The following is a 23346-nucleotide window of genomic DNA, read 5'->3' on the forward strand; positions in this document are numbered from 1 at the left end:
ATGAAAACAGCCAAAATTTTATTTGTTGATGATGAAATAGATTTAAAACGCCTGCTCAAACAGCGATTGAAAAAAACTATTCGGGAAAATGAATTTGAGTTGCTGTTTGCCTCGAATGGTAAGGAAGCGTTAGAGATACTGAAGAGCGATAGCTCTGTAGCAATGGTGGCGACAGATATCAACATGCCCGAAATGGATGGCCTCACCTTACTAGCTAAAATAGCCGAAATCGACCCGACGATTAAAACCGTAGTCATGTCCGCTTATAGCGATTGGAAAAATATTAGAACGGCGATGCACTGCGGCGCTTTTGATTTTCTCACCAAACCAATAGACTTTGAAGATCTGGTAATTACTATTATCAGAACTCTTAACCAGGTGCAACAAGTTAGAGAAAACCTTAACAAGTTGCAACATGCCCAACTCTTACTGATCCAGAGTGAAAAAATGTCTACACTGGGCCAGTTGGTGGCGGGTGTAGCCCACGAAATTAATAACCCAATTGGTTTTCTTTCAGGTAATATCGAACAAACGACTGAAGCAATAAATGATTTAATTAATCACTTACGACTGTATCAAGAAGAATTTCCCAATCCGGGGTCAGAGATTGAGGAAAATGCTGAAGAGATAGATTTAGAATATCTATTAAAAGATTTACCAGAAATGCTTTCATCGATGAAAGTTGGCGCAGAACGAATCCGTAATATTAGCAATTCTCTGCGAACTTTCTACCGAGGCGATACTGGGGATAAAGTATTAGCTAATATCCATGAAGGCATGGATAGTACCTTAACGATATTACAACATCGACTCAAAGCTAATAACGAACGTCCGGCAATTCAAACAATCAAAGAATATGGAGATATTCCCCCCGTAAAATGCTATCTGGGAAAACTGAATCAAGTGTTTATGAATATTTTAGTTAATGCCATCGATGCGATAGAAGAATCAAATCAAGGTAAATCGTTTACCGAAATTGAAGCCGCGCCTAACACGATCGCTATCAAAACTGAATTATCCGAATCCGATCCTAGTGTGGTAATTAAGATAAAAGATAACGGCAAAGGGATATCAGATGAAATAAAATCCAAAATATTTGACCAGTTCTTCACAACTAAATCTATCGGGAAAGGGACGGGGTTAGGTTTATCAATCAGTCGTCAGATAGTGGAAGAAGCACATGGGGGAAGTTTAACTTGCTCCTCAGTGGAAGGAGAGGGATCGGAGTTTACGATAATGATACCAATCGATCCGAGTTAACATATACTTGCTGCGGTCATAGATAGTGCTAATTGCTAATTGCTAATTGCTAATTGCTAGTCTTTTCCTGAGTAACCTTTTCTGTCAGGTTATGACCGTCTGAAGTATAACAGCTTTGGTAATTGAGTCAATAGCTTTCACTTTGGCTTGGTCGTCAACACGCGCCACGCGATAAAAACAGTCACGGCTATATAGCCGAACACAGTTAGCCAATCTAGCCAGTTAGCGGGAATCATCAAAAATTGGTCGTTCATCAACAGATATCACCAAATTGGGTTTTTTTTGTAGGGGCACGGCATGAATAGGTTTTGCCTTAAATCGAAGGTTGTAGGGCGCCGTGCCCCTACAACCGACAATCTAAGAAACCGGGTTTCTAGCTTAATCAGATGTATCTTTTGGTTGCAACCAATCCCGACCCAACTGAATTGTAATTTCCGAGTTTAAATGTCCGGTGCTTTCCACCCGCACTTCTCCCAAATCGAGTGTCTCGCGAATCGTTTGGGCTGCCTTATCGTCTCCAGTCTGCGCCACAATGCGAGTTTGGCTCAACGGTTCAGTCCAAGGTTCAGCCACATAGACGTTTCGATAGCCAGCTTTTTTGAGTTTTTTCACCAACCTTTCTACTGCTTTGCGATCGCGAGTGCTATCTTGAATCGCTATACTCAACTCTCTAGGAACAGATGAACGCCTCCTGGAGTTAGTTTGAGCCAAGTCAAAGTGCTGGGTCATCAGCGGGGCAATGCTACGGCGGTGAGGCAACCAATAGCTAGCATCGTACTGCCCGACTTCGCTATACTCACCCGGAACCAGCAACATCTGCGCGTCATCGCGATTCGTTTGGACGCCAAAACCGACTAAAGCCACCAACTCCTCGACGGTTAAATTCGTATCGATATGGGACCCAATCACCGACAGAATTTGCGGCACTCTAGCTAAAGTGACTGGATTGAGCGCTTGTTCCATCAAAGCGCGCATCACCATTTGCTGACGCTGCACCCGCCCCACATCCCCAAGCTTGTCGTAGCGAAAGCGCAACAATTGCAACGCCTTATTGCCGTTGAGGTGTTGCTTACCAGCCTTCAAATCGATGTATAGGTGCTGACTGTTGTCGGTATATTTCATGTCTTGAGGGACGTAAACCGTCACCCCACCCAAGGCATCGATCAGTTTTTCCACACCCTGAACGTTGATGCGGACATAGCGGTCAATTCTCACACCGCCGAGCAAGTCGCTCACCGCTTGGGCGCTGAGGGCTGGGCCTCCATAAGCATTCGCTGCATTAATTTTAGTCATCCCGTGTCCTTCCACCAAGGTGCGGGTGTCCCGGGGAATCGAAAGCACGGTTAACTTTTTAGTTTGCGGGTTAAACCGCAGCAGCAGCATTGTATCCGAAAGACCATCAAAGGAATTGACTACCGGGTCATATCCCCCCAATTTTGGATCGGGTTCCTCCCCCAAGTCTGAAGCTAGAACCTTGACCCCCAACACCAAGATATTCACAGGTCGGGTTAGTTCTGGCAATCGCAGATTCGTCTTCGAGATGCCACCAGAATTAAACACTGCGGCTTCTTCAGCCGTCAGCTGGCTTTGCATCAACGGAGTAGTGGAAAGCGACACCGCCAGCAAAGCGCCTGCTGTTGCGGACAACATCGCCACCCCAGTCAAGCCAAATCCCAGCCAGAGCCAACGTAACTGGTTTGCTTTGCAAGACTGGCTCATAAAAGGCGGGGCTAGGAACTGTCCCAGAGACGACATATCAAAAAAGTTTCGCGTTGGCACTGACTTCCTCACACACTAAAAACTAGGAGTGTCTGAAATACTGAGAGTTTTCCACCAGAATACTCATACCAGTATTTCCTTCTTTTTGGTACACTCATCCGGCTAATTAGCTTGGGAACTGGGCATCGAGCATGAAGCAAGTGTAATTCTCAACAGTCCACCTGCACACCTGCTCCCTTGCCCACCTGCACCCTACTTCGTACTACAAATGGCGTTTTTTCCACAAGGTCAGGGGTTGGCGCTGGGATAGACGAATCATCAACCAAACGCTGACGATAAAGTAACCGGAGGTGAGCAAACTATTCATTACCAATAAGGGTAATTTTAGAGATTCTGAAGCATCGGCAGAAGCTCCTAACAAAATGTAGCCCAATAGCCAGCAAAACGCCAGACTTACCGCCAATCGACTGACTGCTTTTTGTCGGCGGCTGCCATTGCGCCGGTAGAGCGTCCAAAGCGCAGGGAAAAAACCGATCCCAGGGGTTAAATACACATACAGCTGTAAGCGGTTGATGTCTGGATTCTCAAACGGGTCGATGTCATGCATAGCGATCGCTTTTTCTCGATCCTAGCCCAGTTACGCACCCAGGGGGAGATCGGGCTACTTGGGAGGTGGGGTAGAAAAAACCGCTTGATTGCTGGTTAAAACTGAATTTTTATGGTTCTCTAAAAATTTTTCCTTAGTTTTACCGATGTTGCCCGCCAAAACCCAAAGCTAGGCTTGATTAGAACTGAACTTAATTCTGACTTTCCATATTCAAGTAGTAAAAGTATACTGTGTAAATTGATTAAATAGTTTCAAATTATAAGGTGCTGCAACAAAAAAGTAAATCAAATTTAACCGTGATGGTTTTACTGGGAAAAGTTCACGCTTTTTGGAAAAACATCAAACCCGGCTTTATGGGGTTTGATTGCCGAAATATACCGGAAAAGAGCCAAACGTCAACCTTGCGTCAAACAACAGCGCTCGCTATTGGCGCGGCGCTAACCAGTCTCATCGGTATTGTGTACGTTGCCACATCAACCATTTTACTCGAAGGCTACGCCAAGCTAGAAGAGCAAAACACGCACCAAAACGTTGAACGAGTACTCGAAGCCTATACCAACAGCTTAAATGAACTGAACCTGACTAACTACTATTGGGCAGCTTGGGACGATACCTACAACTTCGTTCAGCGTCCCAGCCAAGACTATATCAAGAGAAATTTTTACGAAGGTTTTTTCTCCGAAGCTGGAATCAACGCGATTTTATTTATTAATGCCACTGGGCAAATTGTCCACAGTCAAGGTTACGACTTGCAACAGCAACGCCAAGGTCCGCTCTCAAAGGGGTTAACAAAATACATCCGGGAAAATTCATGGGTTTTGCGGCACAAGGCTCCAAATGTCAGCCATGGGGGAGTTATTTTATTACCTGAAGGGGCAATGATGTTTACCGCCCGCCCCGTCGTCACCAGCCAAGTAAAAGCACCTATTCGCGGTACTTTGATTCTAGGGCGCTACTTAAACGCAAATACCATCCAGAAATTAGCTAAAACTACTCGACTGGCTATCCGCTTGCATCGACTTGATGGTAGGGTTAAACTGCCTCCCAGACTGCGTGTTATCAGCGATTCGCTCTCGCCAGCAACACCGATTTTTATCCAGCCCCAAAGCGAAGATTTAATTTCGGGTTATACCTTGCTCAAGGATCTCTCTGGAAAGCCTGCAATGCTTGTGCAGGTGGATATGCCGAGAGAAATTCATCGCCAAGGTCAGACTAACTTGAAGTATCTGATTATTGCTTTGGTAATGGTAGGCTTAGTTTTGGGCGTGACGACTCAGTTACTTGCAGAAAAATTAATTCAGATTTGGCAAGAACAGGAAGAAAGTAAAGCCAGATACAAAGCCGTCGTTGTCCAAGCGAGGGAAGGGATTTTCTTGCTCGATGCAGATACTAAAAAGTTTCTGGAAATTAACGCGGCGTTTGAAAATTTGCTCGGTTATTCGGTGGCAGAAATTCTGCAACTTACTTTGTACGATGTAGTTTCAGAAGAGAGCGAGACGATTGACCGGGATATTGAGGATATTTTAACAGGCGATCGCTACTTGACCAGCGAGCGCCGCTATCGCCGTCACAATGGGGAAATCGTCGATGTTGAGGTGAGTGCTAACTTAATTCGCTATGCTGGCAGAAATGCTTTTTGCATCGTTGTCCGCGATATTACGGATCGCAAGCGGGCTGAAGCAGCACTGCGGGAGAGCGAGAAACGCTTAGCTTGGCAAGCAAGTCACGACGATTTGACGGGATTGGTTAATCGACGAGAGTTTGAGCGCCGTTTGGAGTTGGCTTTGAGCGATGCGAAAAGCGACAGCACAGAGCATTCCCTGTGTTATTTAGATCTAGACCAATTCAAGGTGATAAATGATACTTGCGGTCATGGGGCGGGAGATGAACTGCTGCGTCAGGTGAGTGCTTTGTTGCGGATGCATATTCGTTCCACGGATGTCCTCGCTCGTCTCGGCGGCGATGAATTTGGCCTTTTGCTCAATCATTGTCCCTTAGAAAATGCATCGGGAGTTGCCAATGCGCTGCGCCAAAGTTTGTCGGATTTCCGCTTTGTTTGGCAGGACAAATCTTTTACCGTCGGTGTCAGTATCGGTTTGGTGGCAATAGACATTGATAGTAAAGATTTAGCCAGTACTTTAAGTGCTGCGGATGCGGCTTGTTTCGCTGCTAAAAATAAAGGTAGAAATCGCGTCCACATCTATCAAACCGACGATTCGGAATTGGCGCAACAACGCGGCGAAATGCAGTTGGCATCGCAGATTACTAAAGCTTTAGAAGAAAATCGTTTTTGTCTTTATTATCAACCGATTGTTCCCGTTGCTAACACCGATTCCCACGGGGAGCATTACGAAGTTCTCCTGCGCCTTTACGATGAATCAGGCAAGCTAGTACCGCCCAATCTTTTTATTCCAGCGGCAGAACGATACAATCTCATGCACCTTGTCGATCGCTGGGTCATCACCACCCTGTTTTCCAGTCAGAAAGAGCATTATCGCCAAGCTTGGGAGCGTTGTCAAAAGCAAGGCGATCGCTGTCTCTATGCGATTAATCTTTCTGGTTCAAGTATTAACGACGACCAATTTATTGAGTTTGTCCGCGAGCAGTTTTCTTTGTACCAAATCCCACCCCAAGTGATTTGTTTTGAAATCACCGAAACCGTGGCGATTACCAATTTAAGCAAAGCGGTTCAATTTATTCAGGAACTAAAGCAATTGGGTTGTTATTTTTCTTTGGATGATTTTGGCAGCGGCATGTCTTCGTTTACCTATCTGAAAAATCTGCCTGTGGATTATCTCAAAATTGATGGGCAATTCGTTAAAGATATTGTTGACGATCCGACTGATTTGGCAATGACTGAAGCGATTAATCGCGTCGGACAAGTGATGGGTATTCAAACGATTGCCGAGTTTGTAGAAAATGACGCAATTCTGGATAAACTGAGAATGCTTGGGGTGAATTATGCCCAAGGTTATGGTATTGCTAAACCGCGTCCTTTTAGTTGTTAGTTATTAGGTTTTGGGATACGCATTGAAATCAGCATTGAAATAAATTTCAAGGGTTTTTGGGGCACGGCGTCGATAACTTTTGATTTGTACCCACAGATTGTAGAATGCCGTGCCCCGAAATCTGAAAATTTATCGACGAGGGACAAGGCGTAGATAACTTTTGATTTCTCCCCACAGATTAAAGTCGTTTTTGGGGCACGGCGTCGATAACTTTTGATTTGTACCCAAAAAAAATTGTAGAATGCCGTGCCCCTACAGATCGACATTTATCGCCCTCGCTTCGTTTCCATAAACCCGGTTTCTCAGAGAAACCGGGTTTCTTAGGCAAAATGTGGGTTTTTGGGGCACGGCGTCGATAACTTTTGATTTCTCCCCACAGATTGTATAATGCCGTGCCTCGAAATCTGGAAATTATCGCGCCGGTACTGTCCACCAAGCGATCGCATAAGGTTGACTCGCTTCGTTCACTTGTTGCCGATATGCTACGCGGATTTTGTAACGTCCCGTTGCAGGTACTTGACAAAAAATATGTTCTGTGCTATCTAATTCGCTAATCGAAGCGCAGGTGTAACGGGTGGTGTCTTTGCTGTCGGCGGGGACGAGATAGAGGTCGAGGTTGTTTAAGCCGCGATCGCGAAAATCTTCCCCGATATCGTACACTCCATTTTTGTTGGCATCGTTGAGATCGACTACCCGATCCCAAGCCATCGTAATCGAGACAAAACTTCCCTGCTGCAAGGGTTTTTCTAAGACGTAATCTTGGGATTTGTTCAGTTCTACTTTGTTGTAATCCCAACCAACGGGTGCGACTTCTTTACCGGGTTTCCACTGACCGCCGCTAAATTGCTGCACTGCCCGATAGGCATTGAGTTGACCAGTTCCCATTTGCATGTCTTTGGAAATTTTGTCATCTTTATAGGCATCGGATTCGAGCCAAGTGCGGTTGCTTTTATCGGTAACTGTCTTGGTCATGCCCAAGTGCAAACCGTTGCCTTGATCTTTGATCTTGTCGGTGGAGTTGAGCAATATTACTTTGGATACTTCGTGGCGGCGGGATTCTACACTCCAGTTTGGCTTGCGCGTGGCTAGTTGGCGATCGCCGAATTCCTGTATTAAAGCAACGGTAGCAGTTACCTGGGGCGTTGCTAAACTTGTACCGCTGACTTCCGATACCCTACCATCGAGGTTGAGAACGGGAATTTCGTGACCGGGGGCAACCAAACCGATGGCGCGACGGGGACCAAGGTTAATTTCCTTCCCTTCGAGTCGCCTTCTAATTCCTTCGGCGATATCGCCGATGTTGGCAAAGTCAATCTTAGAAAAAATACCATCGACGCGCTTGGTAAACGCGACGTTAATACCGTTGTAGTTATCGGTGGGAATGGGAATTCCTCCCCGTCCTTGATTTCCCGCGACCAAGTGCAGCACATCGTAAACCCGGGCAGACCAATCTAAACATTGGGTAAGCAAGGCGTTACCGTCTAAAATCGCCTCGGGGCGCGGGTCGCGTTCTAAGGATTCGCCAAAGCTATAATTAATTGCTCGCAAATCGCCGCCGTTTTGCAAGGCTAAGTTTTGTGCGGCAAGGCATTCTTCGGGTTGTCCGCTTTTTTCCATCGAACCCACGGCAGCGGAATATAACCTTGCTCTTGGTGCGACTCCCGGTACTTCTTTGGAAGTGCCAATCATCATCCCCGCGACGCTGTAGGCGTGGGGGTCTACATCTGTATCGGTTTTGGCTGGGTCATCGCGCCAAAATACTCGCGTGACGGGTACGGCATTGGGATTGCGGTTTGCCGCTTTGTCCACGCCAAATTGTCCGGGGCGCCCGATTTCTACTTGACCGATGGCGATTTTGCGTCCCAGCAAATTATAGGGTGCTTGACGCAGGCGCAAAGCATCGATTCCCGTTGCGTCGATGGGGGTTTCAGTCGCCTGCACGGGTGTAGAAAGACAGGCTGCACCGAAACCACAAATTAGCCATGCCAGTTTTTTTACCATCTTCTGCTGAACCACGGCAGCTTCTCCACGCGATCGCTATCTTATTTTGATTGTGAGGCGCAATTTTCTTAAGACTTGCTAAAGATTTTGTTAAACTGGTTACCGAGAACCCAGGAGAATAGTGCCAGTCATGACCAAAACCCACAAGCCAATTGTTGTTGCTCCATCAATCCTATCAGCTGATTTTAGCCGTCTGGGCGATGAAATTCGCGCCGTTGACGCCGCCGGTGCCGATTGGATTCACGTTGATGTGATGGATGGTCGCTTTGTTCCTAACATCACAATTGGACCGCTGATTGTGGAAGCGATTCGTCCCGTCACCCAAAAGCCTTTGGATGTCCACTTGATGATTGTGGAACCCGAAAAGTATGTCGAAGACTTCGCCAAGGCGGGGGCTGATATTATTTCGGTTCATGCTGAGCATAACGCTTCTCCTCACCTGCACCGCACCCTGTGCCAGATTCGGGAATGCGGTAAGCAAGCAGGTGTAGTTCTCAATCCCTCGACGCCTCTAGCTCTGATTGAATATGTGTTAGAGGTTTGCGATCTAATACTGATCATGAGCGTCAACCCCGGTTTTGGCGGTCAAAAGTTCATTCCGGCGGTTTTGCCTAAGATTCAAAAGCTGCGCCAAATGTGCGACGAACGCGGTTTAGATCCTTGGATTGAGGTCGATGGCGGCCTCAAAGGCGATAATACTTGGCAGGTTCTCGAAGTTGGTGCCAATGCGATTGTGGCTGGTTCTGCTGTATTTAAGGCTAAGGATTATGCCGACGCCATTGAAGGCATTCGCCACAGCAAGCGTCCCACTCCTGAATTAGCTGCGGTTTAAAATCATCCCGCAACCGATAGCCTTGCATCCGACACCCTTAAGGGTGTCGCTATACAAACAAAGCCCGCCTGCGCGGGCTTTAGAATTTTAGCCCGCGTAGGCGGGCTTTGTTTGTGTAGCCCCAGGTTTTAACCTGGGGGATCTTGGCGTTTCAGAAAATTGGCGCAGGTATTGTTAAAGAAACCCGGTTTCTTTGTTCATAAACTAGATTTTGTCGATGAAGTTTTTGACTTTGTCTTTGGCGTTTTCCACCACGTTCATTGCTTGAGCTTGAACTTGCTTGGCTTTGCCTTCAGCTTTCTGTTGCGGATCGCCGGTAATTTCACCCACTGCTTCTTGAACTTTGCCTTCTATGTTCTTGGCGATCGCTTTGGCTTTATCTTGTAAGCTCATTTTGCCATCTCCTTTTGTAGACTTGGCTACTTTAGATGTACCCTAAAGCCGCTATTAACTCAAGTTGCTAGTTATCTCTCTGGGAGCGGCTAATGGCTAATGGCGTTCCCAGGCAGTCGCCGAGTTCCCAGGCAGTCGCCTGGGAACTCGGCGAAATCAGTAAAAATCCAAGATTAGCAATTAGCAACGCCGAATTTTATAACTAGCAACTTGCGTTATTATATAGTATATTGTTTCATCCGTCAATTTTCCTCCTCTCCTTCTGAAATTAATTGAAAAAAATTCTTAACTAGATAGCTTTTTTATTGACAGCGTGCTAGACTTGCTGCCAAAGACACAGATGAAGCGGCGAAGCTTCTGTGGAGAAGCGATCGCACCACTATCATCTGCTCTAAATGGGTGTATTACACTTGGAGATACAGCATGTCAGAACAATTCAAAGCAGTAGAGATTAAACAACCCCGTACCACCAAAATTCAGCTAGAAATCAAGGAAATTGCCCAACCAACTACCAGTCGCCACACCAAGTCCCATCATGGTGTTGATGGTGACGGCGGCGACGCCAGCAACGAATAGCTGAAAAATCAGCAGTTTTCGTTCCCAGGTTCAACCTGGGAACGAGTTATGCGAGGTTTCGTTCCCAGGTTCAACCTGGGAACGAGTTATGGGAGGTTCCACCTCCCGTAGGGCAAATATTTTTTTAAGTTTCTTTTGAGAAAAATTATCAACTATGTTGTTTCTAGCCAATTTATTGCAACCTTATAGCGTATCAGAGTTTTTCCAACACAACTGGACGAGCAAAGCGGTTGTAATTTATGGTGAAGGAAAGAAAAAATTTACCCATCTGTTTTCTTGGGAAAAACTCAACTATCTGTTGAACTATCACAAACTAAAATATCCCGACCTGCGCCTTGCCTTAGATGAAAAAGTACTAAATGAAAGCGACAACGATAATTTGATAAAGTTGTGTCAGTCAGGAGCAACTTTAATCGTTGACCAAATTCATAAGCTAATCCCGGAAGTAACGCAATTTGCGGCTGAAATCAAATACGATCTAGGTTATAGTACTCAAGTCAACGCCTACTGTTCCTGGCCTGGAAGACAGGGTTTTTCATGTCACTACGATACCCACGAAGTCTTGATATTACAAGTAGACGGCAAAAAGCAATGGTATGTATTTACAGATACGATTAAATACCCTTTAACCGACCAAAAATCAACATCTTTTTCGCCAAGAGAAGTAGATCCCTATTTAAGCTGTACCCTAGTTCCAGGAGATATTTTATACATTCCGCGCGGACATTGGCACTATGCAGTTGCGTTAGATGAACCATCGCTGCATCTAACATTAGGAGTTCATTGCAAGACAAGAATTGACTTGCTCGAATGGTTAGTCAGCGAATTACGCCAGAAAGAAGAGTGGCGGAAAAGTTTACCCTTACCTGTAGAGACAGCTTTGGTGAAAGATAGTGTAGATACTTTAATTCAAGACTTAAATCAGTTACTGGCGAGCCACAATATTCGCGAATATTTTATCAGCTATTTTGAAAATATAGTCAAGCCAAGTGCTAGATACTCTTTCCCCTACCAAGCTGGATTCAATATATTCCCACACGGGAGCGAAACACAATTCAAAAATCCCAAGTTGCAAAGGGTGAGAATTTCAGAAATACCCGATGGCAGTGGATATAAAATTATCGCTGCTGGGAAAGAAATAACCCTTAGAGGAGTGCCGGAAAGTTTTGTCAGAAAATTATTTAGCCAAGATTTTTTTACAGGAACCGATGTGATGAATTGGTTGCCCGATTTCGACTGGGAGAGCGATATTGTTCCTCTTTTATCTAGTTTAGTTACTGAAGGGATTATCTTCGTTGACAATTAACTATGTTTTTTCTTCTATGGCAGCTATTGCCTTTTTAAATAAGTGGTTATATATCGGCTTAAAGGAAATTGGTTAAAATATATTAAGGAGAGGAGTGTCATCAGGTAAATTATACACACAGGAAGAAATCAATGAATAAGTTCTTTTGTGCTGAAGCTTCTCGACAAGCTGGAGAAGATATTATAGGTAGTGGAGCAATTTTCCAAACTTATGTATTAGTGGAGTGTCCGACTCCGTGGGAATACGAAGCGTTTGATTCAAAACAGGTTCCCGATAATCTCAAGAGTTTGGTAGCAGAAATCAATCAATCTAAGCAGCAGATTCGGTTTTTATTAATAACCAATAACGAAGGGAAAAAGACAAAGGAAACAAAGGTTTTAATTTACGACAGAAGCCAGAAAAAATTCTGCCGTGGATACAACAAAAGAGAGTTTAATGTAGGTAGCATTGATCAAGTAGCTGGGGTGGTGAAAAACTACTTAGCTGGCGAGAATTCCGACTGGGAAGTTTTGACAGATCCAACAAGAGATATTTTAGTTTGTACTCACGGAAGTCACGACCAATGTTGTGCCAGGTATGGCAATGGATTTTACCTTCAAGCATTAGCAAGTATTGCGGAATTAGGCTGGGATAACGTAAGGATGTGGAAGGCGAGTCACTTTGGAGGACATCGCTTTGCACCGACAGCGATAGACTTCCCAGATGGCAGGTATTATGGCGTTCTAGATCCAGATTCTTTCAAGTCGATTTTGACGCGGAGTGGGGATATAAACTGCTTGAATAAAGTTTATCGAGGTTGGGGAATTTTACCAAATCCCATCCAGGTTTTGGAAAGAGAAATGCTCCGGCGTTACGGATGGGATTGGTTTAACTATAAAGTGGCGGGTCAAATCATAGAGCAAAGCGCAGACAAGAGTATAATTAAAGGAGAGATATCTTTTGAAAAACCGGATGGTTCGGGGTACAGTTACCAAGCTGAGTTGGTAAAAGATGAAAGTAAGACGCTGCAACTGAAGGGTTCTTGCGGCGCTGTTAAGGAATCAACCTTTCTGAAGTATTCTGTGGAAAATCTCCGCGTTACTTCAGAGAGGTTGGTATGTCTAAGTGCATGAAGGTGTGGGGAATGCCAAGGTAATCGAAGGGTTCGCCTTCTGGGGAAAAGCCTAGTTTTTGGTAAAAATTTAAGGCTGAGATGCGAGATCTTAGCCTTAAACGTTTGAGATTTTTTGCTTGGGCTGTTTCTATCAATTTTTTGATTAATTTTGTGCCAATTCCTTGGTTTTGGAATTCGGGTAGCACTGCTACATAGGCGATGCTGCCTAATTCTGTGGATAATTCTCGCAGTCTAGCGGAACCGACGATTTGGTTGTGGCATACAGCAACTAGATGAAAGGCGCTATCTTCGTAAGTGTCCTTTTCGGTTCCTATGTCCATGGAAAGAGGCGCTCTCAGGACCAGCCAGCGCTGGTAGAACAGTTGATTTAGTTCAAGATTATCCCGTATGGGGCGCACTTCGATGTTATCCATTACACCTCTTGCAAAAATCCTTAGAATTTCAATATCCTGAGCTAGAGTATTGTATGCAAGTTTCAGCAAGAGGAAATATGGAGGAAGATTTAAGCAAAGACCTGGAAATAATCGCTCGCGTTATGGGAATTGCAGAGGCGCACGAGATTAGCCTCCGCGATGCGTTTAATTTGTACAAAAAGCAACTGGAAGTCAAAGCCAAGGAGAGTTCTGAGCGTTCCGAGCGGTTAAAGGCTAGGCTAGGGTCAAAAAGATGGGATTTTTTACAGGATTTTGTCAAAAATCTACCCTCTGAGGCTGAGTTACTTGAGTCTTACCAGCAAGTCAAGGCAAAAGGTTTACTCAAAACGGCAAAACTGCGATTTGATGCCGATGTATATGTAGAAAATCTAGATTTTGTAGGGGACAAGACTCTAAAAGCAGGGACTATCGTTGAAGTTGAGTGGTGCGATGACGAATTATGTAAGATTTGGTTTTGTCCTGGAGGCTGCGAGTTTATGTTGTTAGATGAACTTGAGTTAATGTCTTAGCATATCGTGAAGCGTGAAGCGATTGCGCTAACCAACCTACAGAACTAAAACAGGACTGACGCAAAGAAACTTTGGTGATGGGTGAGTCGTGCAAAGGGCGAGCGCATGATATCATGTCCTTAGGCATCGGTAGTGTATGGATAGCTAATTGCTAATTGCTAATTGCTAATGGTCAATTGCCTCCAGAGCTGCTCAGTAATTATTGACTGTTTCTTTTTTATTTAGCCATTAGCGATTAGCTATTAGCAGTTACACAACCGTTGCTATTGGACAATCGTTACGAAGAACGACGACCGCTGAGCCATTTCGCAGCCATGATACCCACAATTGCGGCAACTAGCGGATTGCTGAGAAACTTCATTAAACCGGGTTTTTCAGCGAGGACATCTTGGAAGATATCGGGATGGTTGTGATAGACGAACGTCGCCATTTTGGCAACATCGTCAGCATTCATGCGACTAGGGTGGTGAGTAGAAAGACTGAGTTGTTGCTCTAGTTGGCGATCGCTAAATCCTCTTTCGTGTAACCGCTTCATGAAAGCGCGAGCAACATCATCCCGTTCGTTGGGTTTAATTTGTTCGATTGCTTTCCGCAATTCCGGTTCCATTTGGCTGGGGGGAATGCGTTCTGGATGCAGAGATTGACCAAATAATTGACGCCGTTCGTCAACGCTGGAACGTTGAGCAAAATCATCAAAATCTTGATAGTCTCTCGATGGATCGGAGGGAACATCGCCGAGGGATTCGACATTCCCACGTGCCAAATCGTTCATGATTTGACGCTTGTAATCGTCAGAAGAGTAAGTCATGTTGTTCTCCTTTTTCATCCTATGCCTGCTAATAGCTAATGGCTAATGGTAAAACGCCATCACCAATGAGCAATGAGCAATTAGCAATTACCAATTAGCAATTAGCAATTAGCAATTAGCTATTAGCCTGGTACTGAACTTGATTCGATTGATGGTCGTACTGTGCGGTTAAAATTAGGTGCTTATCGGGGTCGTAGACTAAAACTGATACGTCTTGATTGGGGAAATTATTGTGGAAGCCTTGCACGAGACTTCGCGCTAAGTCGCGAACTTCGGTTGGCTTGACTTGTGGCGCAATTACAACCCCCAATTTGTTGTTGTCGCGCACGTAAGCATCTTTAACCAGTCCTTTGGCAGTTTGCACTACCCAGTCACCATACTTCTGACCTGCCGAGGTATTACCCCGTTGCAGTTGCGTAGAAATTTGACCCACTGAAGGTACCTGAGGTCTTTGGGTCGCGACGCTTGGCCCTGCACAAGCCGTGGTAATTGTCAAGACTAAAATTAAGACCAGCGCGGTTAAAAATTGGCGACTTTGCTTGAGAAAATTCACCTTAATTTCCTCCTTATTTTAGGGGAGAAACCCGGTTTCTTAAAAAAACCGGGTTTCTTGTTTGCAACTATGCCCGGTCGATCGTGTCTTTGGCTTTATCTTTGAGGTCTTCTACGCCGTGACGCAGTTCAGATTCGGCTTGCTTGGCTTTGCCTTCTGCTTTATCTTCTGGATCGCCGGTAACGTTTCCCATTGCTTCTTGGGCTTTGCCTTCGATATTTTTGGCAGTTGCTTTGGCTCTATCTTCCAGGCTCATTTTGTACCTTCCTTTGAAAAATGGTTTGATTTCAACCGTTAATTGTTGCGTTGAAATGTTGCTTTAATCACAATAATTAATGTAATTCAAAGGTTAAAACTATGTCGTCTTTCGTAAGAAACATTGTCGGGTCTATTTACTATTCCCAACGGCCTATGCTATCAGATAGATTGATGTTGCACCAGAAACCGGGTTTCTCACCAAGAAGAGGCGGCGGGGAAAATTGCAGCGCAGCAGCGGCGGTTAAAACAATGCGGTAATCAGGATTTGCCCTTGGATCGTCCTTATTATTGGGCGGGTTTTGTGTCGCAAGGGTCGTGTTGATTTGTAGCCCAAAAACCCGGTTGCTTCAACTTGCGATATATCAACAAAAGGGCAGGCAGAATGCCTACCCCACAAGAGTTATTGCAGAGGTTTAATAGACTTCTCCCATAAATACCCTCAAAGGCAGGCAGAATGCCTACCCCACAAGAGTTATTGCAGAGGTTTAATAGACTGCTCCCATAAATACCCTCAAAGGCAGGCAGAATGCCTACCCCACAAGAGTTATTGCAGAGGTGCTAGGATTTGGGATTGGCAGCACCAGCAATTAGATAAGTGAGGGACTCGATCAGGCGATCGCTTTCCATTGGTATAATCTCTTTCCCGTGCAGCATCTCTTGAATATTCATAAAACTAATCAAAGTTCCCATTAAGATCCATGCTGTGGCTTCTGGATCTGGTAAGTTCAATTCGGGATGAGCTTTCAGGTATTGAGTAACCATTTCAATCGCTGGTTTTGGCAGACAGCGGACGCAAACTTGCGCTAACTCCGGGAAACGACCCGATTCGCCAAAAATTACCCGCATAAACGCCCGATGTTCCTTATCATCGATCATCTGAGCTAATGCTGCTTTTGCCAGCTTTGGCAGCACGACGCTAGCATCTCCTTCGGGGGGTTGCTTGCCAAATACAGACTGAAACCGCTTGGTTGCCATTTGCTCGACTAGGGTTTTAAACAGTCCTTCTTTGTCTTGAAAGTAGCTGTAGACGGTGGCTTTGGAAACTCCGGCACGGGAGGCTACCCGATCCATGCTTGCACCGGCATAGCCGTGTGCCAAGAACTCTTGCATTGCTCCTTGCAGAATTTTCTCAGATTTATCTACTGAACTGTCTCGCTCTGCTTCACTAGCTTTGATGCGCGCCATTTTTTTCCCCTTGTGTCTTCTTCATCTTAAAGAAAGATGTCCGCTCTCCGGGAAGGTACTTGACTAAACTAAACCGTTTAGTCTAATATCATTGTATAACAAAACTAAACCGTTTAGTTTAAACACCTGCTTTTGCGAGGCAGTTATGGTTCAGCACTGGAAGCTAGAAAATATACCTTCTGATGTCCTTTCCCGTTCGCCCAGCGTTCTAGCGCTCGCGACATCTCTGTTAGTAAGCGGAGTCGGAATTTATACAGCCGTGCGGTGGCATAATCCCGCAGAAACAAGCGTACCAGTACCAGAAGCGATTCAACCAGAAGTAAAAACGGTAACAGCCTTGGGAAGACTGGAACCCAAGGGAGAAATCGTTAAACTTTCGGCACCCGTGTCAAATGAAGGGAGTCGGGTAGAAAAACTGCTGGTGCAAGAGGGAGATAGCATCAAAGCAGGACAAGAAATTGCCATTCTAGATAGTCGCGATCGGCTGTTGGCAGCATTGGCAGAAGCAGAACAAGCCGTCAGCGTAGCGCAGGCAAACCTCGCCAAAGTGCAAGCGGGAGCCAAAAGGGGCGAAATTGCGGCGCAAAAAGCCGAAATTGCCCGGATTCAGGCGCAGTTGCAAGGTGACAAGACAGCGCAACAAGAAAGCATCTACCGCATCGAAGCGCAATGGCAAGGCGACAAGACAGCGCAACAAGAAACCATCTCCCGCATTCAAGCGCAGTGGGAAGGCGACAAGACAGCACAACAAGAAACGATCGCCCGCATTCAAGCACAGTGGGAAGGCGATCGCACCGCACAACAAGAAACCATTGAACGCATCCAAGCGCAGTGGCAAGGCGATCGCACCGCACAACAGGCAACGATTAAGAAACTCGAAGCACAATTAGAGAACGCACAAGCCGAATATCAACGCTACGAAGAAATCTACAAACAAGGTGCAATTTCTCGGTCTGTTTATGAAAGTAAGAGTCTTGCCGTAGAAACAGCACTCCAGCAACTCAACGAAGCCAAAGCCGTTTTAAATCGAATTGATACGACCGCTAGCAAACAATTAAGCGAAGCCAAAGCCGTTTTAAATCGGATTAATTCTACAGGCAGCAAACAAATCAGCGAAGCCAAAGCCGTTTTAAATCGGATTAATTCTACAGGCAGCAAACAAATCAGCGAAGCCGAAGCTGTTTTAAATCGGATTAATACGACAGGTAGCAAACAAATAAGCGAAGCCAAAGCGGTTTTAAATCGCACCAATTCTACAGGTAGCGAACAGATCGGCGAAGCAGAAGCGACATTAGACAAAATTGCCGAAGTGCGTCCGGTAGACGTAGAAGCGGCAAAAGCAGAAGTTAAGCGCGCGATCGCTGCCATGAATCAAGCCAAGGTAAATTTAGACAAAGCCATCGTGCGATCGCCGCAAGATGGGACAGTTTTAGAAGTTCACGCGCGTCCAGGTGAATTAGTATCAAACGATGGCATTATCGATATTGGAGAAACCAAGCAGATGTATGCGATCGCAGAAATTTACCAAAGCGATATTAACAACATCCGTCCCGGACAATCAGTGCGAATTAGCAGCGACTCCCTTCCCGAAGAACTGCAAGGAACCGTAGACTGGATTGGGTGGCAAGTCAAACGACAAAACATCGTCAACACCGATCCCAGCGCCAACATTGATGCCAGAATCGTAGAAGTTCACATCAAACTCGACGAAGCATCCAGCCAAAAAGCAGCAAAATTCACCAACCTGCAAGTTAAAGTAGTCGTACAACTAAACAACCCTAAATAATTCGCCAACACCTCTCTTTCTTCTTTTCTGTGTCCCCATGAAGAAATGAACCGCGAAGACACGTTAGCGAAGCGATTCGCGATAGCGAATTAGGACACGAAGAAGAGGAAGAAGAGAAAGAAGATAAGAGGGGTTTTCTAGCCGGATTTGATATCAAAGAGGATTACCATATGATAGGTTTAATTCAACAACTGCGACGACGAACTCCCCTGGGATGGTTGCAACTAAGTCGAGAAAAAAGTCGATTGCTAGTTGCCTTATCAGGAATCGCCTTTGCCGACGTTCTTATATTCATGCAACTCGGCTTTCAATCCGCACTTTACGACAGTAACACCCGCCTGCATCGCAGTTTAGAAGCAGACATCATTTTAATCAGTCCCCAAGCCCGAAACTGGCAAGGATTATCAACATTTTCGCGGCGAAGATTGTATCAAGCTGAAGATATTGCGGGGGTGAAATCGGCAGAGGCAATGTATGTCAATATTATCACCTGGAAAAATCCCAATACCCGCGCCCAAAGACAAGTGCAAGTTATCGGATTCGACCCCGATCGACCCGCGTTTGACTTGCCAGAAGTGAATCAACAATTGGATAAACTTAAACTCCCCGATACTGTCTTATTCGATCGCAAATCAAGAGGAGAATACAAAGAAGTCATTACCCAAGTTGAGCAAGGAAAATCCGTCACCACCGAAATCGAACGGCGCACAATTACCGTTGGTGGTTTATTTACAGTGGGGGCATCCTTTGGCGCAGATGGTAGCTTAATTACCAGCGATCAGAACTTTTTACGACTGTTTCCCAAACGAGATGCTGCGAGTGTAAGTTTGGGTTTAATTCGAGTCGAACCGGGTTACGATCCGAAGCAAGTAGCAGCAGCGTTAAAATCTCACCTTTCTGATGATGTCCGAGTGCTAACGCAGGAGGAATTTATTAACTTTGAGGTAAATTGGTGGCAAACAAATAGCCCGATTGGGTTTATCTTCGGTTTGGGTGTAACGATGGGGTTTGTAGTCGGCGTGATTATTGTTTATCAAGTCCTCTCAACCGACGTGAACGCCCATATGAAAGAATACGCTACATTTAAAGCAATGGGATATCGCAATATATATTTGCTGGGTGTGGTGTTTGAAGAGGCGATAATTTTGGCACTTCTCGGCTTTATCCCCGGATCGCTTCTGCCTTTAGGATTGTACAGATTGACGCGAAATGCTACGAATTTACCCCTGTACATGACGATGGCGCGAGCGGTGACAGTACTGATTCTGACTATCATTATGTGTACGATCTCGGGCGCGATCGCTACCCGCAAACTGCAATCTGCCGATCCTGCCGATATGTTCTAGGAGAAATGGATTTATGCAAAGCATCATTGACTCTGAACCCGTCATCTCGATTCAAAATTTAGACCACTACTTTGGTAAAGGTCAACTGCGGAAGCAAGTTTTATTTGATATCAATTTAGAGATTAATGCCGGGGAAATTATTATCATGACCGGGCCATCTGGGTCGGGAAAAACAACGCTGCTGACGTTAGTTGGTGGATTGCGTTCTGCCCAATCTGGAAGTTTAAAAATATTAGGACGAGAACTTTGCGGTGCCAGTCCAGAAAAATTAACCCAAGCACGACGCCACCACGGTTATATTTTCCAAGCCCATAACCTTCATGGTAGTTTAACAGCGCTGCAAAACGTCAAAATGGGCTTAGAATTGCATTCGGAGATATCCCCAGAAGAAATGCAAACCCGGTCTGCTAAAATGTTAGAACATGTGGGGTTAGGAAATCGCATCAATTACTATCCAGATGACCTATCGGGGGGACAAAAACAACGAGTGGCGATCGCACGCGCCTTAGTGTCTAATCCCAAAATAGTTCTGGCTGATGAACCCACCGCAGCACTAGATAAAAAATCGGGTCGCGATGTGGTTGATTTGATGCAAAGACTGGCAAAAGAACAAAGTTGTACGATTCTATTAGTGACGCACGATAATCGCATTCTGGATATCGCCGATCGGATTGTTTATATGGAAGATGGGCGTTTAGCAGATAATCCAAATGTTGCCGTTGGTGTTGAGTAATGCTAATGGCTAATGGCTAATGGCTAATGGCTAATAGACTTCTCCAAAAACTCTTGTGGGATAGGCGTCCCGCCTGTCTTTGAGAATCTTTGTTGGAGAGGTCTAATGGCTAATGGCTAATGGCTAATGGCTAATAGTAGAACCGCCAAATATTCCCATGAGCAATTAACAATTAGCAATTAGCAATTTATACAAATTAAGGCTTGTTGGATAGCATCACGAATTCGTAATTTGAGCCGTTAGATTGGACTTGGATGATGACTGGATTACCGATGCGATCGCCCGTTGATGCAAATCTGACTGCACCCGTCGCGCCGGAGACGGTAAACCCTGGACTGTGCAATGCTTGTTGTAAGCGATCGCGCCCAGTACCTTGTTGCAATCCGGCAATTATCGCTTGCGTTGCATCATAAGCGGTAGCGGTGCGCCAGCTAACCTTACCCCGCCATCTTTGAGCGATCGTTTCTGCAAAGGAAGGGTTCGCTTGGGGATGCCAAGGTGCGACGAGGATTAACCCTTTAACTGCTTGTTGTCCAGTTTGTAAGGTTTTGATATTATACAGCGTCGGACTGCTAAATAAAGCTAATCTGTTCTGATTTGCTTTGGCGAGAGAGATTGCTGCTTCTACGCGATCGATGTGACTAGCAACAAACAATCCATCCGCGCCGCTGTTAATAGCTTCATTCACTGCCGCAGTCGGGTTAAAGTTAGGCGTTGACAAATCGCAGACTGTGGGGATTAATTGCCCTCCCTTACTAATAAATGCCGCCAGAAATTCATCTTTGAAAGAGACATTATCCGGTGCTTGGGAATCGTAACAAAAGGCAATTTTGGTTTGGCGGGCAGTTTTAAGTGTATAGTCTGCTAAAGCTTCCGCCATGACTTTGCTAGTGGGAACCGTGCGAAAAATAAATTGACCGATGCCAGAGAGATTATTGGCAAATGAGGTAGGTGAAACCATCACCAATCCTGCCTGTTGATAGATAGGGGCAGCAGCGAGAGAAGCATTGCTGGCATTGTGTCCTACGACACCCAACAATGCTCGATCTTGAACTAATTCCTGAGCAACTTTTTGGGCAATTTCTGGGTTGTTTTCATCGTTGACAATCTCCACTTGCAATTTCTTGCCGTTAATTCCGCCTTTTTGGTTAATTTCATCCTGGGCTGTCCCCACGCCGCGCAGGATTTCTTGCGATACGTTTAAATTGCTGCCAATTGGCACGCTGACGGCGATTTTGAGCGAGTTGTTTCCCGCTTGGGCGTTATTTAAATAGATGAGGGTTTCCGGGTCATTTGGCTGCTCGAGGAGGGAGAATTTAAAGTGAGCGATCGCTTTTTGGTAATCTCCCTTCGCAAAGGCTTCAACTCCCCTTTGTTTGTCTGGGGTTGCCTTGTCTTGAATCAACAAACGATTTCCGATACTACCGCGCCCAGAATCAGTTTTAAACACCGCCTGAATGCGAGGAAATACGACTAGACATAACAGTCCCAAAAAAATGTAGACAATGGGAGGGAGTCTAGGGGTTTTAGGTTGTGCCATAACAGTTTTCCAATCCAAAATTAAAAATCAGTTTTGTTCATCCTTCAATTGGGCAAGGCGACGGGAAATTTCATCGTTAAGCATCAAGCGGTCTAAATCAGATTGCAGTCTTTCCGTATGACTTTCAGACAGTTCTGCTTGGGCATTTGTTTTGAGATATCGACCTTCGATAGCTGATTGTGCTGATTCAAATTGATCGCGAGCAGAGTTGATGTTTAAACTACTATCGACTTTGGCGATTGTTTCTAAGGCTTCGTTGATTTCTGCTAAAGCTTTGAGATTTTGCATTTCTGTTTGATAAGCTTCCAACTTTTCTCGTTCTCGCTTGAGTTTGTCTTTAGATGCCACTACAACTTTTTCAGCATGGGCTACTTGTTCTGCCATTTTGGGCAGGAGGCGTTCGATTGCGATCGCTCGACTCATCGCCAATCTTGCGGCTTCTTCATTCCCTTTTTGATGCGCGATTAATGCCTGATTTTCTGCCAGTAAAAACTCTTGCTGTTTGGCTGTATATTTGGCTTTAGCTTTCTCATAAGCAGCGACTACCGTAGCAACGGATTCTGTGAGTTGGGCGATGGATAGTTGCATTGATTCGAGGGATTCTCGCGCCACTTCGACGGCAACTTTGCCGCCAGATTCGACCGGGATACCCCACAGCCAATTCCAGATTCCTACTAAAGTCCGTCCAGCTGTTTCGCCAATTAACCAGTAGATGAAGTGTTTTAATTTACCTTCACCAATTAGCCAACGGATAAGTTGTTTCATTTTGCTCTCACTGCTAACGCATCCGATCTATGATTGGGATGGAGTGAGAAAAATATGCAATCTCTGGATCGATCGGTTTCTCATTTTCTCATTCCCATTTCTCATTCCCAGGTTCTACCTGGGAATGCAATGTACAGAGGGCTGCTGCCTCGCAGCCACATAGAGGCTCTGCCTCTAGATCCTAGGTTCCCAGGCCGGAGCCTGGGAAACGAGAGAGGAGAGCCGGTTTTACTTGCGAATTTGATAGGTATAGAATTTTTGCAGCGCTGCCACGGTTTCAAAACGATAAGCAGGCAACAAAGGACTGATAGAAAGCTCAGTGCGATAAATGCTAAAAAAAATAAAGCCGCGCTGGTTGGTATGCTCGGCAATTAGTTTCTGAAGTTGAGGACGCCCAACATCAACCAGCAAAGTGCAGGAGTGCTGGATCAAATTATCCCCATCTTTGAGAGTTTGGGTGCAGGTATTGTCTTTTAGGTAGGCTGTTAACTGAGCGATCGCATACTCTTCGTAGTCAGACTGACTGGGATTGGTAATTGCCATCGCTATTCCCAGTCCAGCCAGAGTTGCGATCGCTAACGATTTTATCATATACAAGTGCTTCATATCAAAG

At 45.3% G+C, this 23346-nt stretch carries 24 protein-coding genes; 11 read left to right on the forward strand and 13 right to left on the reverse strand.

Translation table 11 applies throughout. The features are described from left to right. Positions 1-1260 carry a hybrid sensor histidine kinase/response regulator gene (locus tag MiSe_RS09010; protein ID WP_226577720.1) on the forward strand — a complete coding sequence of 420 codons (1260 nt, stop codon included), beginning with the start codon at positions 1-3 and terminating at the stop codon, positions 1258-1260. A gap of 378 nt (positions 1261-1638) precedes the next feature. Here MiSe_RS09010 and MiSe_RS09015 read toward each other — a convergent pair whose 3' ends face one another. Then, the gene (locus MiSe_RS09015) at positions 1639-3039 is read right to left on the reverse strand and encodes an LCP family protein (protein ID WP_444980473.1); all 1401 of its coding nucleotides are present in this window, start codon (positions 3037-3039) and stop codon (positions 1639-1641) included. A gap of 202 nt (positions 3040-3241) precedes the next feature. Then, entirely contained in the window at positions 3242-3586 is a 345-nt protein-coding gene (locus MiSe_RS09020; protein ID WP_226577723.1) for a hypothetical protein, read from the reverse strand. Between the two features lie 263 nt (positions 3587-3849). Here MiSe_RS09020 and MiSe_RS09025 point away from each other — a divergent pair, with 263 nt between their 5' ends. Continuing rightward, entirely contained in the window at positions 3850-6594 is a 2745-nt protein-coding gene (locus MiSe_RS09025; RefSeq protein WP_226577726.1) for an EAL domain-containing protein, read from the forward strand. On the opposite strand, the gene MiSe_RS09030 is transcribed toward MiSe_RS09025, so the two are convergent. Together MiSe_RS09030 and MiSe_RS09035 are read right to left on the reverse strand one after the other, a co-directional pair. Next, positions 6591-6860: a hypothetical protein gene (locus MiSe_RS09030; RefSeq protein WP_226577730.1), complete on the reverse strand. Its 270-nt coding sequence runs from the start codon at positions 6858-6860 to the stop codon at positions 6591-6593. The two genes, MiSe_RS09025 and MiSe_RS09030, sit on opposite strands and share 4 nt — an antisense overlap. A 145-nt stretch (positions 6861-7005) precedes the next feature. Next, the gene (locus tag MiSe_RS09035; protein WP_226577866.1) at positions 7006-8595 is read right to left on the reverse strand and encodes a S8 family serine peptidase; all 1590 of its coding nucleotides are present in this window, start codon (positions 8593-8595) and stop codon (positions 7006-7008) included. Positions 8596-8725: 130 nt separating this feature from the next. Between MiSe_RS09035 and rpe the strand changes: the two genes are divergently transcribed. Further along, positions 8726-9427: a ribulose-phosphate 3-epimerase gene (rpe, locus tag MiSe_RS09040; protein ID WP_226577733.1), complete on the forward strand. Its 702-nt coding sequence runs from the start codon at positions 8726-8728 to the stop codon at positions 9425-9427. 204 nt (positions 9428-9631) lie between these two features. Here rpe and MiSe_RS09045 read toward each other — a convergent pair whose 3' ends face one another. Next, a complete protein-coding gene (locus tag MiSe_RS09045) occupies positions 9632-9820 on the reverse strand; it encodes a CsbD family protein (RefSeq protein WP_226577737.1) in 189 nt (62 codons plus the stop codon). 423 nt (positions 9821-10243) lie between these two features. Between MiSe_RS09045 and MiSe_RS09050 the strand changes: the two genes are divergently transcribed. From MiSe_RS09050 to MiSe_RS09060, 3 genes are all read left to right on the forward strand, one after another. Continuing rightward, positions 10244-10396 (forward strand): hypothetical protein, encoded by a 153-nt coding sequence (locus tag MiSe_RS09050; RefSeq protein ID WP_226577741.1) that lies wholly within the window; start codon positions 10244-10246, stop codon positions 10394-10396. Between the two features lie 154 nt (positions 10397-10550). Next, positions 10551-11702: a cupin domain-containing protein gene (locus MiSe_RS09055; RefSeq protein WP_226577744.1), complete on the forward strand. Its 1152-nt coding sequence runs from the start codon at positions 10551-10553 to the stop codon at positions 11700-11702. A 131-nt stretch (positions 11703-11833) separates the two neighbouring features. Then, a complete protein-coding gene (locus tag MiSe_RS09060; protein WP_226577747.1) occupies positions 11834-12814 on the forward strand; it encodes a ferredoxin family protein in 981 nt (326 codons plus the stop codon). On the opposite strand, the gene MiSe_RS09065 is transcribed toward MiSe_RS09060, so the two are convergent. Beyond that, complete coding sequence (locus MiSe_RS09065) at positions 12780-13229, reverse strand: GNAT family N-acetyltransferase (protein ID WP_226577749.1); 450 nt, start codon at positions 13227-13229, stop codon at positions 12780-12782. The genes MiSe_RS09060 and MiSe_RS09065 overlap by 35 nt on opposite strands. A 53-nt stretch (positions 13230-13282) precedes the next feature. On the opposite strand from MiSe_RS09065, the gene MiSe_RS09070 reads away from it, so the two are divergent. Then, complete coding sequence (locus tag MiSe_RS09070; RefSeq protein WP_226577752.1) at positions 13283-13759, forward strand: hypothetical protein; 477 nt, start codon at positions 13283-13285, stop codon at positions 13757-13759. A gap of 277 nt (positions 13760-14036) precedes the next feature. On the opposite strand, the gene MiSe_RS09075 is transcribed toward MiSe_RS09070, so the two are convergent. The 3 genes from MiSe_RS09075 to MiSe_RS09085 all read right to left on the reverse strand — a co-directional run bounded on the left by MiSe_RS09075 (position 14037) and on the right by MiSe_RS09085 (position 15376). Next, complete coding sequence (locus MiSe_RS09075; protein ID WP_226577755.1) at positions 14037-14567, reverse strand: hypothetical protein; 531 nt, start codon at positions 14565-14567, stop codon at positions 14037-14039. Positions 14568-14682: 115 nt separating this feature from the next. Continuing rightward, complete coding sequence (locus MiSe_RS09080) at positions 14683-15120, reverse strand: hypothetical protein (protein ID WP_226577758.1); 438 nt, start codon at positions 15118-15120, stop codon at positions 14683-14685. A 67-nt stretch (positions 15121-15187) separates the two neighbouring features. Further along, positions 15188-15376: a CsbD family protein gene (locus MiSe_RS09085; RefSeq protein WP_226577761.1), complete on the reverse strand. Its 189-nt coding sequence runs from the start codon at positions 15374-15376 to the stop codon at positions 15188-15190. A 101-nt stretch (positions 15377-15477) separates the two neighbouring features. Here MiSe_RS09085 and MiSe_RS09090 point away from each other — a divergent pair, with 101 nt between their 5' ends. Beyond that, positions 15478-15636, forward strand: a complete 159-nt coding sequence (locus MiSe_RS09090; protein ID WP_226577764.1) for a hypothetical protein — start codon at positions 15478-15480, stop codon at positions 15634-15636. A gap of 300 nt (positions 15637-15936) precedes the next feature. On the opposite strand, the gene MiSe_RS09095 is transcribed toward MiSe_RS09090, so the two are convergent. Further along, a complete protein-coding gene (locus MiSe_RS09095) occupies positions 15937-16563 on the reverse strand; it encodes a TetR/AcrR family transcriptional regulator (RefSeq protein ID WP_226577767.1) in 627 nt (208 codons plus the stop codon). A 145-nt stretch (positions 16564-16708) separates the two neighbouring features. Here MiSe_RS09095 and MiSe_RS09100 point away from each other — a divergent pair, with 145 nt between their 5' ends. From MiSe_RS09100 to MiSe_RS09110, 3 genes are all read left to right on the forward strand, one after another. Continuing rightward, positions 16709-18349, forward strand: coding sequence for an efflux RND transporter periplasmic adaptor subunit (locus tag MiSe_RS09100; RefSeq protein WP_226577770.1), 1641 nt, complete (start codon positions 16709-16711; stop codon positions 18347-18349). Between the two features lie 170 nt (positions 18350-18519). After that, positions 18520-19695: an ABC transporter permease DevC gene (gene devC, locus MiSe_RS09105; protein ID WP_226577774.1), complete on the forward strand. Its 1176-nt coding sequence runs from the start codon at positions 18520-18522 to the stop codon at positions 19693-19695. 13 nt (positions 19696-19708) lie between these two features. Beyond that, positions 19709-20428: a DevA family ABC transporter ATP-binding protein gene (locus MiSe_RS09110; protein WP_226577777.1), complete on the forward strand. Its 720-nt coding sequence runs from the start codon at positions 19709-19711 to the stop codon at positions 20426-20428. Positions 20429-20624: 196 nt separating this feature from the next. Here MiSe_RS09110 and MiSe_RS09115 read toward each other — a convergent pair whose 3' ends face one another. The 3 genes from MiSe_RS09115 to MiSe_RS09125 all read right to left on the reverse strand — a co-directional run bounded on the left by MiSe_RS09115 (position 20625) and on the right by MiSe_RS09125 (position 23324). After that, positions 20625-21968 carry an ABC transporter substrate-binding protein gene (locus tag MiSe_RS09115; protein WP_226577779.1) on the reverse strand — a complete coding sequence of 448 codons (1344 nt, stop codon included), beginning with the start codon at positions 21966-21968 and terminating at the stop codon, positions 20625-20627. Positions 21969-21995: 27 nt separating this feature from the next. Continuing rightward, positions 21996-22733: a PspA/IM30 family protein gene (locus MiSe_RS09120; protein ID WP_226577782.1), complete on the reverse strand. Its 738-nt coding sequence runs from the start codon at positions 22731-22733 to the stop codon at positions 21996-21998. A 228-nt stretch (positions 22734-22961) separates the two neighbouring features. Next, positions 22962-23324, reverse strand: a complete 363-nt coding sequence (locus MiSe_RS09125) for a DUF4359 domain-containing protein (protein WP_226577785.1) — start codon at positions 23322-23324, stop codon at positions 22962-22964. Positions 23325-23346 lie beyond the last annotated feature (22 nt).

The organism is Microseira wollei NIES-4236 (assembly GCF_020521235.1).
In the GTDB taxonomy this organism is placed as follows: Bacteria; Cyanobacteriota; Cyanobacteriia; order Cyanobacteriales; family Aerosakkonemataceae; genus Microseira; species Microseira wollei.